The 12,933-nt window shown below is 36.9% G+C and carries 14 protein-coding genes; all 14 read left to right on the forward strand.

What is annotated here, in order from left to right; genetic code table 11:
- Positions 1–3: 3 nt before the first annotated feature.
- The 14 genes from BM137_RS01125 (at position 4) to BM137_RS01190 (ending at position 12,916) form a co-directional block, all read left to right on the forward strand.
- The gene (locus BM137_RS01125; RefSeq protein WP_092479308.1) at positions 4–927 is read left to right on the forward strand and encodes a DUF979 domain-containing protein; all 924 of its coding nucleotides are present in this window, start codon (positions 4–6) and stop codon (positions 925–927) included.
- Positions 928–1,176: 249 nt separating this feature from the next.
- Positions 1,177–1,824 (forward strand): pyroglutamyl-peptidase I, encoded by a 648-nt coding sequence (gene pcp, locus BM137_RS01130; RefSeq protein WP_092479309.1) that lies wholly within the window; start codon positions 1,177–1,179, stop codon positions 1,822–1,824.
- A gap of 244 nt (positions 1,825–2,068) precedes the next feature.
- A complete protein-coding gene (locus tag BM137_RS01135; RefSeq protein ID WP_092479310.1) occupies positions 2,069–2,275 on the forward strand; it encodes a hypothetical protein in 207 nt (68 codons plus the stop codon).
- Positions 2,276–2,441: 166 nt separating this feature from the next.
- Positions 2,442–2,633 (forward strand): hypothetical protein, encoded by a 192-nt coding sequence (locus tag BM137_RS01140; protein ID WP_092479311.1) that lies wholly within the window; start codon positions 2,442–2,444, stop codon positions 2,631–2,633.
- A 152-nt stretch (positions 2,634–2,785) separates the two neighbouring features.
- The gene (locus BM137_RS01145) at positions 2,786–3,454 is read left to right on the forward strand and encodes a DUF421 domain-containing protein (RefSeq protein WP_092479312.1); all 669 of its coding nucleotides are present in this window, start codon (positions 2,786–2,788) and stop codon (positions 3,452–3,454) included.
- Positions 3,455–3,691: 237 nt separating this feature from the next.
- Positions 3,692–4,492, forward strand: coding sequence for an alpha/beta fold hydrolase (locus BM137_RS01150; RefSeq protein WP_092479313.1), 801 nt, complete (start codon positions 3,692–3,694; stop codon positions 4,490–4,492).
- Positions 4,493–4,503: 11 nt separating this feature from the next.
- Positions 4,504–5,421: a sensor domain-containing diguanylate cyclase gene (locus tag BM137_RS01155; protein WP_092479314.1), complete on the forward strand. Its 918-nt coding sequence runs from the start codon at positions 4,504–4,506 to the stop codon at positions 5,419–5,421.
- A gap of 278 nt (positions 5,422–5,699) precedes the next feature.
- Complete coding sequence (locus BM137_RS01160; protein ID WP_092479605.1) at positions 5,700–7,454, forward strand: ABC transporter ATP-binding protein; 1,755 nt, start codon at positions 5,700–5,702, stop codon at positions 7,452–7,454.
- A 1-nt stretch (position 7,455) separates the two neighbouring features.
- Positions 7,456–9,246, forward strand: coding sequence for an ABC transporter ATP-binding protein (locus tag BM137_RS01165; protein ID WP_092479315.1), 1,791 nt, complete (start codon positions 7,456–7,458; stop codon positions 9,244–9,246).
- 272 nt (positions 9,247–9,518) lie between these two features.
- The gene (locus tag BM137_RS01170) at positions 9,519–9,704 is read left to right on the forward strand and encodes a hypothetical protein (protein WP_092479316.1); all 186 of its coding nucleotides are present in this window, start codon (positions 9,519–9,521) and stop codon (positions 9,702–9,704) included.
- 20 nt (positions 9,705–9,724) lie between these two features.
- Positions 9,725–10,261 carry a hypothetical protein gene (locus BM137_RS01175; RefSeq protein WP_092479317.1) on the forward strand — a complete coding sequence of 179 codons (537 nt, stop codon included), beginning with the start codon at positions 9,725–9,727 and terminating at the stop codon, positions 10,259–10,261.
- A 133-nt stretch (positions 10,262–10,394) separates the two neighbouring features.
- Complete coding sequence (locus BM137_RS01180) at positions 10,395–11,063, forward strand: hypothetical protein (RefSeq protein WP_092479318.1); 669 nt, start codon at positions 10,395–10,397, stop codon at positions 11,061–11,063.
- Positions 11,064–11,501: 438 nt separating this feature from the next.
- Positions 11,502–12,518, forward strand: a complete 1,017-nt coding sequence (locus BM137_RS01185) for a glycosyltransferase family 2 protein (RefSeq protein ID WP_092479319.1) — start codon at positions 11,502–11,504, stop codon at positions 12,516–12,518.
- Entirely contained in the window at positions 12,515–12,916 is a 402-nt protein-coding gene (locus tag BM137_RS01190) for a GtrA family protein (protein ID WP_177192475.1), read from the forward strand. The genes BM137_RS01185 and BM137_RS01190 overlap by 4 nt, the downstream gene beginning before the upstream one ends.
- The last annotated feature ends 17 nt before the right edge of the window (positions 12,917–12,933 follow it).

The raw sequence follows: 12,933 nt of genomic DNA on the forward strand, positions 1-12,933 counted from the left end.
TCTATGGAATCAACGATCAATAATTTATTGGAATTTTTCTTTATTTTAACAGGATTTTTATTGATCTACACTGCTGGTTCAGTATTTGTAGACAAAACTCATCCAACTAGATTAGGCACTACTTTATTTTGGTTGTTGCTAGGTGTGATATTTGCTATAGGAAATTTCATTCCTTATACTTTAAGCGGCATTATGCTGTTAGTGATCGGTGCATTGACTTTACTGAAGCAAGTTAAACTGGGACATGTTCGTCCAGTTGAAGAAGCTGAAGCTGAAAAAGCTAGTGACCGTATCGGAAATTGGGTCTTTTTACCGGTTGTCGTGTTAGCTGCAGTTGCGGTAGGTGTGGCACAATTTACTGAACTTGGCGGACAAGTCGGAATCGGTATTGGAGCGGTTGTTTCTTTAATGACTGGAATATTAGTTACTAGAGCAACTCCGAAAACCGTTATGGATGACAGTAATCGAATGATCCAGCAAGTTGGAACAACAGGTATTCTGCCTCAATTGTTAGCAGCTTTAGGAGTGATTTTCACAGCGGCTGGTGTTGGAGAAGTCATCGCAGGAGGAATCTCAACAGTACTTCCTGAAGGGAATCGCTTCTTAGGAGTCGTGGCTTATTGTTTAGGAATGGTCATTTTTACTATGATCATGGGAAATGCATTTGCAGCATTCACGGTCATTACTGCAGGTATTGGTGTTCCATTTGTCATCGCCCAAGGAGGAGATCCTGTTATTGCAGGAGCTCTAGCTATGACAGTAGGATTCTGTGGCACGCTATTGACCCCAATGGCTGCGAACTTCAACGCCTTGCCAGCAGCATTATTGGAAATGAAAAGTGAAACAGGCGTCATCAAAGAACAAACCCCACTAGCCTTGATCATGATCATCGTACACATAGCCCTAATGTACTTCTGGGCATTCTAAAAGGAGGATGCGGAGATCGCTGCTTTGGCTTGAAGGGAAAATCCAGGAAAATTAGTTGGGATGTTTTTCAATCCCAATAATTTTTCTGATTTTACCCAAGAGCCAAGCGACTGCAGCTCAACTGATAAGGATGCGAAGAGGCCTTGCAGCTCAACTCCAGGATGTGAAGATTGCTGTTCTGGCTAGAATGTAAGATTAATGGTATAATTTCAACCAATATTAAACGATTTGAAGAAAGGGATTTTAAACATGAAAATTTTAGTTACTGGGTTCGATCCGTTTGGCGGAGAAAAAATCAATCCTGCTTTAGAAGCTGTAAAAGGATTGGCTGATACTATTAAAGGTGCCGAAATTAAAAAGTTAGAGATTCCAACAGTTTTCAATAAATCAGCAGAGGTAGTTCAAAAAGCTATCGAAGAATTTCAACCAGATTATGTATTGAATATTGGACAAGCTGGAGGAAGGTACGAGATTTCTCCTGAGCGTGTAGCCATAAACGTTGATGACGCACGTATTGCGGATAATGAAGGAAACCAGCCAATTGATGCTCCTATCAAAGAAGACGGAGATGCAGCTTACTTCACTCAATTGCCTGTTAAAGCTATGGTAACAGCGATTAAGAATGCTGGGATTCCTGGAGCAGTTTCAAATACAGCTGGAACGTTTGTGTGCAATCATATTATGTACCAAGTACAATACATGATTCACACCAACTTCCCTAAAATAAAAGGTGGATTTATCCATGTTCCTTACATTCCAGAACAAGTTGTTAATAAACCTGGTCAACCCGCTATGAGTCTGTCAGACATGACAAATGGCTTAACAGCTGCTATTGAAGCTGTTGTAGAATTTGATGGCAAGGAAGACTTGAAACAAGTTGGAGGAGCTATTCACTAGGTTTCAGGAATAGAATCAAATGTAGGTAGTAAGGTCGATGATGCAGAATTCACTTTATGTGGTTTCTGTGACATCGGCTTTATTTTTTTGTTTTTTTTATCCTAATTCCCTATCTTTCCACTAGGAAATAACGTAAGCTATAAGAGTAAAGTCCCTTATTATTGAATTTGTTCATCAAGAACTACTATTGAAATCCTTGAGGCAATTTATTGAATCGGTGGATGGAAACAAAGGAGAAGTGAATATGGGAATCAAAGACTTTGAACTAAATTTTGAAATGATCCAAGGCTCTAAAAAAATCAGCTGTGAAAGAAAAAGAGAGTTGTTTCAAAACTTCCTGAATGAGATAGAAATGATATGTTTCCATTCGTCTGAATATAACAATTCACCAGAAAAAGAATCTGCTGAGAATTTGTACGGTCAAATAAAAAATTACTTAAATGAAGCGTAAACCTCAAGGGAAAATCTTGAGGTTTTTTTGTGCTTTTTTCAATCATTAAGTACAGATTTAAGCAGGTGAAATTTAAGATAACTTTAGACACTGTTTTATATTATGAATTGTACAATTACAATAGACTTTTTAATCTATATCAAATACTGAAATTAGGAGATGCAAAATGCAGGGGAAAATCAAAGAAATTTTAGGGCTTACGGGTATTGTGATAATAACAATGATGGTTGTGCAATATGTAAAAGATCAACATATGGATTGGACCCAAATCTTTATGGTAACAGTCATATTCTTAGTGAGTACAACTCTAGGAAATTTCTATCGATATAAACGCTACGCCAGAAAAGATATGAAATAAGTAGACTATTCCTATAAGAAACTATCTTCAAGTTGTGAGCAAAAAAGAAGGCTCATCAAGAGAAACGTGATATAAATAGGATAAGGCGGATAGGTTGTTGCTTCTTTAATTCTTTATGAAAAAATGAAGTGTTTATTAAGGTGGTGAAGAGCATGCTCATATCAATCTCTTTAAAACTAATATTTGGACTGTTAGGTCTCTTGATCGTTGTTCGACTGATAGGAAAAAAATCATTATCCAATATAACGCCATTCGATTTGGTGTATACGCTGGTATTAGGCGGTATTTTAGAGGAATCTATTTACGATGACAAAGTAAATATAGGTCATTTACTATTTGCTTTAACTTTATGGGCTTCAATGATTTATTTCATAGAAAGAGTTGTTCAAAAAAATGATCGAATCAATCAATTATTGAAAGGAGAGCCTTCAATATTGATTAAAAATGGAACCTTAAACCTAAAAGAATTGTCTAGAAATCATATTGAAATGGAACAATTAAGAACAATGTTGAGACAACAACAATGTTTCTCAGTAGAAAATGCCAGACATGTAGTATTGGAAAATGCCGGACAAATCAGCTTGGTCAAGGAATCAGATGAGGATAAAGTTATGTCCATTATGGTTGTAGACGAAGGCATGATACAAGATAGAGTTCTTCAAACGCATGATTTAGAGCGAGCTTGGTTGATGGAACAATTGGAAAGAAAAGGATACCATTCCTTAGAAGATATTCTTTACGCTGAATGGTCAGAAGAAAAAGGCTTTTATATCGTAACGAATGATGATGTTTTAAATAGAACTTATCGAATAGATGGTTAAATCTAATTTAATTAAGAAAGTATCGCTCATTCATCAAATGGGCGGTACTTTTTGTTTACTCAAATAATACACCTTTCAAAAATACTCTAACTAAATTTGTATATTAATCATTATTTATGTCTAAAATGTTCTTTATCACCGATAAAATAATGGATTATATTTTATAAGTATACAAATCGTCATTCGAATATAGTATGATTGACTCGAGATTGAAGAACAGGAAAGAGGTCGATTCTAATGAATATTGACTTTAAAAAACGACATAGTTTAAACATTATCGGATCAGGTGAAAAAACGATTTTATTTATCCATGGATTTGCTTCCAGCCAACAAGCATGGCAATGGATCACGCCCGCATTTGAAACTACATATAAACTGGTTTTATTGGATTTAGTCGGTTCAGGACAATCTGATCGACAAGCATATGACGAAAACCGTCACCAAACCTTGATGGGACATGTAGACGATATTATTGAGTTGTGTGATGCTCTTGAGTTAGAAAAAGGAATTTTCTTTGGTCACTCTCTCGGAGGAATGATAGGGTTATTATTAGCGGTGAAACGACCAGATTTAGTAGATCAGTTGGTGATGATGGGCACATCCCCGCGTTACTTGAACGATTTGCCAGGATACTACGGCGGATTTGATCGCGAAAGCGTCGACCAAATTCTCGAAATGATGGAATTGAATTATGCAGGATGGGCAAGCTATCTGTCATCAGTAGCTTTACCTGAGTCTGAAGGGGAAAAGGAAAGAAAGTATGTAGAAGCCAGCTTTTTATCCAGTGACCCTAAAATCGCTTGTCAATTCCTTGAGATGACTTTAATGGTAGATTATCGTGATACTCTTAAGGCAGTTGAAACGAACACAGTGATTATTCAATGCTCAGACGATAGTTTCGTTCCGATAGAAGCAGCGGAATATATGGCTAAAGAACTAAAAAACAGTTCATTACACTCACTATCTTCTAAAGGACATTACCCGCATGTAAGCAATCCAGTAGAAACGATAGAAGCTATTAAGCGTAATTTAAAATAGGGGTTTTTAAAATGATAAGTAAACATTGGGAAGAAGCGATCGCACCTCTTGTCGCTTTGAGTTATGAAGGAGACATCATAGGTGTAAATCATGCCTTTGCAGAAATGCTGGGATACTCTACTGACGAACTGACCCAGCAACACATTGAGAAAGTGATGGATAACGGAGCCAAGTTTGTTTTCAACTCCATTCTTTATCCCAAATTAAGAATGGAAAAAAAAATTCAGGAAATTTATCTCACTCTTCAGCATAAAAATCGAGAGCCAATATATGTGATATTCAATGCACAAGTTATTGAGCCTGAGCACATCATTCATTGTTTTGTTGTGCCGATGTCTCAACGAATGGAATATGTGAAAGAAATCAGAGCAATTAATAAGGTCCTGAAAGAAACAGCGGAAGAAAAAACACGACTGCATGAGGAACTCGTAATAGTGAACCGCGAATTAAAATTTTATGCAGAGAGAGATTTTTTGACCAAACTGTATAACCGCAGGATTTTTATGAAAAAAGCGGAACAAACCTATGAAAAATTTCAACAAAGTAATCGTTTGTTTTCTTTCTGTATACTTGATGTTGATTTTTTCAAACAAGTCAACGATCAATACGGACACCATATGGGCGATGAAGTATTAATGGGATTGGCTGAAGAGATGCGGAACTACTTTGATTCTTCCTGTACACTGGCACGCTTTGGCGGGGAAGAATTTATCATTCTCTTACCTGACAAAAATGAGAAGGAAGCTTATGAAATTGCCGATCAATTTCGAGAGAGAGTGAAACTCCAGTCTTGGCACGGAGTTTCTGTGACGATTAGTTTAGGTGTAAATATGGTTTCGTACCCAAGTGAAGTCAGTGATATTATTGTTGGCGCTGATCGGGCACTTTATAAGGCTAAAGCTAATGGTCGAGACCAAGTCATGCTGTAAGTATTTTTTACAAAAAACAGTTCAGAAAAGAAGCGGCTTTGTTATAAGAAGCCAGCTTCTTTTTATGTGCACTTTAAAACAAATTAATCAAGCTTACTTGTGGTAAGCGTTATGCTTATGCTATTCTGGAGCTGGACGTTTTTAACGAGCTTAATATTTATTTTAGCCAAATAGAAAAGCTGCTGCTATTGAGAACAAATAGGAAAGATTTCTAGTTGTTCTTTTTTGTGGGCAAAGATAAAAATACACAAGGAAATAGAAAGGAAAGGATTAAAAAAATGGTTTCTACGTTTAAAAAATATGGATGGTTCTTCAAGCTGCGCTGGAAGAGCTACACATTTGGTGTTGTGGCATTGATTATCTGTGCCATATTGCAAGTTATGAATCCTAAAATTATTGGGACGGTTATTGACCACTTTGTAGAAGGAACCTTGACTTGGCCGATTTTACTGTCATGGGTCGGACTGATCGTCTTGTTTGCATTGATTATGTACGCACTACGTTATGGATGGAGAATGGCTTTATTCGGTAATTCAACATTGATCGAGTCGATTCTTCGTAATCGATTATTTTCATTTTTCACACGGATGGATGCAGAATTTTTCCACAAATACCGTACCGGAGATTTGATGGCGCATGCGACTAACGACTTGGCGGCGATTCGTTTCGTAGCTGCTGATGGAGTACTGACATTAACGGATGCCTTGTCTTTAGGTGGAGTAACGTTGTTTTCAATGTTCTTCTTTATTGACTGGCAATTAACGCTGGCTGCTGTTTTGCCGTTTCCGATTTTGATCGTTGTTTCTACTCGACTAGGGAAAATGATTCATTCTCGTTATCGCGGTGCTCTACAGGCGTTTTCTTCGATGAACGATCACGTTCAAGAGAGTGTTACAGGAATGAAGGTCTTGAAAACTCTTGGAGAAGAAGAGGAAGATTTTTCTGCTTTCAAAAATGAAACACATCATGTAATAACTGAAAACCAAAGTGTGTACAAATTAAAAGCTGCTTTGAATCCCAGTATTGAAATCGTGATGGGTTTGACGTACGTCATTGCTTTATTAGTTGGGGGAAACTTTGTGCAAATCGGACGAATCTCGATTGGAGATCTAGTTGCTTTCATGAGTTACATTGGAATGATGCGCTGGCCGCTATTGGCAGTGGGTGGTCTAATCAACACATTGGAGCGCGGAAGTGCGGCTTATGACAGAGTAAATGCTTTATTGAGCTATACACCAGCTATTGTTGAAAAAGAAGATGCTTATCAAGGCGCTCTAGATGGCGACATCATATTTGATATTCAATCATTTACTTACCCAGAGGATACTCATTCGGCATTAACGGATGTTTCTTTCACAGTAAATCAAGGAAACTTGTTGGGGATTGTTGGAAGAACAGGAGCTGGGAAAAGTACAATCTATAAGTTGTTGATGCGCGATTATGATCAATTTGAAGGCAGAGTAGCTTACAACAATATTGATATCAAAGACTATAGCTTGGAGTCTCTAAAAAAAGGAATCGCTATAGTTCCCCAAGAAAATTTCTTGTTCTCTACAACGATTCGAGAAAATATTCGTTTTGGGAATCCGCGTCTTTCACAAGAAGAGGTAGAGAAGTATGCTAAGATCGCTAATATTCATGAGGATATTCTTCAATTTCCGAATGGATACGATACAGAAGTCGGTGAACGGGGCGTTTCTTTATCTGGAGGGCAAAAACAACGGATCGCTATTGCTCGTGCTTTAGCTGTAGAACCGGAGTGTCTGATTTTAGATGACTCTCTATCAGCAGTAGATGCTCACACAGAAGAAGCGATCTTGAATTCATTGAAACAAGAAAGAAGCCATAAAACCACTATTATTTCTGCTCACCGAATCAGTTCTATTATGCATGCAGATGAAATCATCGTGATGGAAAATGGCAGTATCAGTGAACGAGGAACGCATCAAGAATTGATCCACACACAAGGATGGTACAACGATATGTACCACAAACAACAACTGGAAATGAAGCTAGATAAGGAGGGAGTATAATATGGAAGCACAAAAACAAACTTCTTTCTCTCTCAAAGAATCTTTTAGTATTTTAAAAACGTTATTCCATTTCGCTAAACCGTTTAAGTGGTTTTACATTGTTTCATTTATCTTTTTAGCTGCTGGATCAGCTATTGCTGCTTACTTGCCGATCATTATCCAACGCTATATTGATACGTATTTGGCAGACGGAACGGCTACTATGGAGGTCACTGTACGAATTGTTATTTTCTATGGAATTTTGACATTGTTGAAGGCAGTTTCAGATTATGCTAAAGATTTTCTATTCAATACAGCATCTGAAAGAACGGTTGGAAACATTCGGAACCAATTATACAAAAAGGTAGTGACCCTTGGGATGCGCTACTTTGATCAAACGCCTGCTGGTACAGTGGTTTCACGAGTAACTAACGATACCGAGACCATTAAAGAATTCTGGACAGTCTTTTTAACGATTGCGACTGGATTATTCAACGTTGTTTCGATCGGGATCGCAATGTTTGCTTTGAACTGGCGGATGGCTTTGGTATTTGTCTTGTTTATTCCATTTATTATTTGGATTGCAGGAGTTTACCGCAAGAAAAGTACATTAGTATATGGGCAAATGAGAAGAGTATTGAGTCAATTGAATGCCAAATTGAGTGAATCGATCAGTGGGATGAGCATCATTCAAAAATACAATCAAGAAAAAAGATTGATTGATGAATTTGATGAAGTCAATCAAGCTTATGTTGTTTCACGTCGATCCATGTACAGTATGAACGCTCTGCTATTGGCTCCGGCTATCAACGTCATTGAGTCTCTTGCTTTAGTGGCAGTCTTAATTATTTTTGGTTACCAAGATTGGAACCAGAGTGCTGTAGATATCGGGTTGGTTTATGCTTTTACCTCTTATTCGCGTTCATTTTTCCAGCCTATCAGCCATATGATGAACAGCTTGAGCTCATTACAAGACGGAATTGTTTCCGGACACCGAGTGAAAGAATTATTGAACAATAATGAATTAGCTCCAACAACTAACGCTAATAGTGAGGCTAAAATCACAGATGGCCACATTCGTGTCAGCAACTTGAGTTTTTCTTATGATGTAAAAAAACAAGTCTTGCGCGACATCAATTTTGAAGTGAAGCCAGGCGGAACGGTTGCATTAGTCGGTCAGACTGGATCAGGTAAAAGTTCCATTATCAACGTATTGATGCGTTTCTACGATTACTTTGATGGGGACATTACGATTGATGGGCATTCTTTAAAAGATATTCCAGTAGAAGAACTGCGCAGTAAAATGGGGTTGGTTTTGCAAGACAGTTTCTTATTTTACGGAACAATTTTGGACAACATTCGCATGTACAGTAGAGACTATACGGAGGAAGAAGTAAAGAATGCAGCCGAGTTTGTTTATGCTGATGACTTCATTAAAGACATGGATCAAGGATATCATTCAAAAGTGATTGAACGTGGAGCGAGTTTATCTGCGGGAGAAAAACAATTGATCAGTTTTGCCCGAACGATTTTACGCTCACCTCGTATCTTGATTCTTGATGAAGCAACAGCTAACATCGATACCGAAACAGAAGAGAAAATTCAAAAAGGATTAGCGAACATGCGTAAAGGTCGCACCTCGTTAATTATTGCTCATAGATTATCGACCATCAAAGATGCAGATTTGATTTTAGTAATGAAAAATGGACAAATCATCGAACACGGGACACATGATCAGTTGATTGAGAATAAAGAAACTTATTACGATATGTATCAACTGCAAACGTACCAAGAAAAAACTGGTGAAATGTAAACCGAGTAAAAGAAACACTTCCTGCTTAAGGGAAGTGTTTCTTTTTGTATTCAGATTTTTTGAACATTAAATAAAGATTGTCTTTCTATTTGAAAGCGCCTTCTATATAATGAGAGTAAATAAAAGTTGCGGAACAAAAGTGTTTGTCAGATAAGAGGAGGAAATAAAATGATGTACTTTTTGATAGACATGATTGCATCCATTGCGGAGAGTATCAGCTGGGCTAATTTTAAGAAATTGACGAATCGTCAAGAAAATAAGGAGGACGAAAAATGAAGTTCTTAGGCGGGACCATTGCCATTTGCAGCTCATTGTGGCTGCACGTATATCTTTTTGGTTTACAAGAAACTTCTTCGGCTAAATTTAATGGGTCTTTTTATGTGTATGCCATAATGATGTTTGGATTAGGCGTTTTTGCACTTTATGTATCTTTTACAGAACAAAAGGAAAATAAATAAATTCAAAAGGAGAATCATTGATGCTGAGATTATTGATTATTATTGCTGTAATAGCAATGTTTGTGTATTCCTTTAAGCAATCAAAGAAGTATTCACCTGCAAAACCATCTTTTAATACAGTCCTTACTTTTGATCCTGAAGTTTATGTGGATATCCGGTTTTATGAAGTATTTAGAGAATTAGCGAAATGGGAGAAAAGCGGCTCTACATCGTTCAAGGGGAACGTAAATTTGTCAAAAGAAGAACTTATTAGGCTTATTTGTGAAGTATTAGACATGCCTCTGGAAAAGTTTCGTGTGACACATTTATCAAAAACAGAAGGAGAAGAAATCGATTATATTGTTACCTTTGTAGCCATTCCAAAGCCAAGGATTGAAGACTATCCAAATTTAGAAATAATAGGGGACTGGGAAAATTATGGAAAAAACAGTTACCGCATATGGGCTAGTATTTCGCCAGAAGAATTCAAACAGTTTATTATCCAAGAACTAGCGATTCCAGAAGATAGTTTCACTATTTATTCACCTGCCGACCTGATATGGACAAGATTGTTGTAAACTGACAGGAAATGTTATTGGCTTCTGTTACAACCTTTAAGAATTGTCTTATATGACAAGGTTTTTCTAATCCTATTCAAGATAGAGTATGATGGAAGTATATTAGAGCGTGCGTAGCAGAGGAGGAGATGGAATGGCATTTTCGACATGGATTCAAGCAGAGCAATTTTATAATCGTACAGTGATGTGGATAGCTTTAGGCAGTATAGTTATTATCTTTATCGGGTTGTTTATTGTTTTTTATGCGGAGAGAAAAAAGGCTGTACGTTACATTGGGGTTTTGACTATCTTTCTAGCAGTGTTAGGATTTTGGACGTACGAACAACATCAAAAGTATGCTTCTTATATAAAGGAATACAGTTTGATCAGTCCACTAATCAGAGACCGACAAGCTGATGCGATTGTTCCTGTTTTTTATTCGGAGCGCGAAAAAAAAGTTTACGCGCGCTTGAATGATTTAGAAAGTTTACAAGAACTTAGTCTGTATGAAGAAAAAGACAATTCTATACCAATCCATTATCTTGGAGAAAGTCAATTTTTGCACTATTTTGAATACGAAGGAAAGATCTTCCATACTTCAAGCAGAATCCTCTATACGGATGATGTTTCGGATGCGCAAATAGTAGGAAGTGAATTTACATTAAAAGATCCTAGATATATGGAAATCGGGTTCAATAATGATTTAAACACAATGTTCCGTGCCATCGAAGTAAATGAAAAAAATAGACAGAAAAGTTATACTCCTGAAGCGGGGCAATACATTCCATCAATAAAAGAAGTTTTCCATCAATGGAATTTTTAAGGACAACGCACTACTGATTCAGCTTTTTTTCTGGTTCGTTTTTCAGTTTTCAGCTCTTTATAAGATTCAAAGATATCTAAGACAACCAGCAAATAAACAACTAGATTAAACAAGTGCAACGTGTAACCAGTTAGAAAATCGAGCTGAATATTGGACAAGTAAGTGATATAAAAAACAATCTAAATAAGATCCTCATTTTTCTAAAAATGGTTAACACCTCCAGAGTCATAAATACAGTTTAGAACAACTATTTAGAAATAGATAGCATTTAAATACCAATCCATAGTGAGAATCTGACTATTTTGATGAAAATAGCCAGGTTCTTTTTCGGTTTATATAACAAGTTCATAGCACATTAATAGACGTTCCAATCTGACTGGGGTATAATCTGAGGGATGAAATAAAATGTGAAAGACAAAGACTGAAAGGTAGTTATCAATGAAAACTATTACAATTTTAGTTCCAGCATACAATGAAGAAGAGGTACTTGAACAGATGTATAGTGTGTTGGTCTCTGTTTGCAATCAATTGACCAACTACAAATTTGAGTTTCTTTTTGTGAACGACGGTAGTAAAGATCGAACGTTAGAAATTGTTAAACAACTGAAAGAAAGAGATGCCCGTGTAGAATACGTAGATCTTTCACGCAATTTCGGAAAAGAAATAGCCATGTCGGCTGGGTTTGATTATGCCAGCGGAGACGGCTTGATTATTATGGACGCTGATCTGCAGCATCCTCCAGAAGTCATTGAAGAGATGATTTACTGGTGGGAACAGGGATACGACGATGTTTATGCGATTCGCAGAAAACGTGAAGGGGAAAGCAAGTTGAAAAAGCTGACCTCTAAAACGTATTACAAACTGTTGCAGAAAGTGTCTAAAGAAGAGATCATTCCAGATGCAGGGGACTTCCGCTTGTTAGACAAAAAATGTATCGAAGCCTTATCTCAGTTGAGAGAACATGCTCGTTATACCAAAGGAATGTACAATTGGATTGGTTTTAAGAAAAAAGAAATCAGTTATGATGCAGACCCAAGAGCTGGTGGTGAAACGAAGTGGAAGTTCAGTGCGTTACTGACTCTGGCAATCAATGGGGTGACGTCTTACAGTACGCTGCCGTTGAAAGTGTGGTCTATAGTAGGGGTTATTATTTCGTTATTAGGATTTATTTATTTGTTTGTCGAAATCATGCGCACGATTTTTATGGGCAATTCAGTGGCGGGATATCCTTCTTTAATTGCAGGTATTCTATTCCTTGGTGGAATCCAATTGATTTCTCTTGGGGTAATCGGAGAGTATTTAGGGCGAGTGTTTGTTGAAACGAAAGACCGTCCGCTTTATTTTGTTCAAGAGACCTCAGAAGAAAAGAAACAACGGGAGAAGAGAGAAGTTTCTCATACTTTGAACGAACAAGAAAAAACAGAAAGCGTTGGTCATGACAAATGGAATTCATAAAAAAAATGTATGTTAAATACGAAGAAGCCATTATTTATTTAGTGTTTGGTGTGTTAACGACAGTCGTCAATATCGTGTCGTTTTATTTATTAGACACGGTGCTAGGTGTACAATATTTGATCGCGAATTTAGTATCGATCATCGTATCGATTCTTTTTGCCTTTTTTACGAATAAGAAATATGTGTTCAAATCAAAATCAGAGAGTTTCCAGAGTTGGATGAAAGAATTTATTTTGTTCTGCAGTTTTAGAGCTCTTTCAGGTGTATTTGATATGTTGAGCATGTGGATATTGGTAGATTTCCTTACTCTCGATACAAATATAGCTAAGATAGCTACCCAATTTATTGTGGTTGTGCTGAATTACTTTTTCAGTAAATTCTTTGTATTCAAAAGATAGTATTTACTGAAAAATAA

Origin of the sequence: Desemzia incerta (assembly GCF_900115825.1) — a bacterium.
GTDB classification, from domain to species: domain Bacteria; phylum Bacillota; class Bacilli; order Lactobacillales; family Carnobacteriaceae; genus Desemzia; species Desemzia incerta.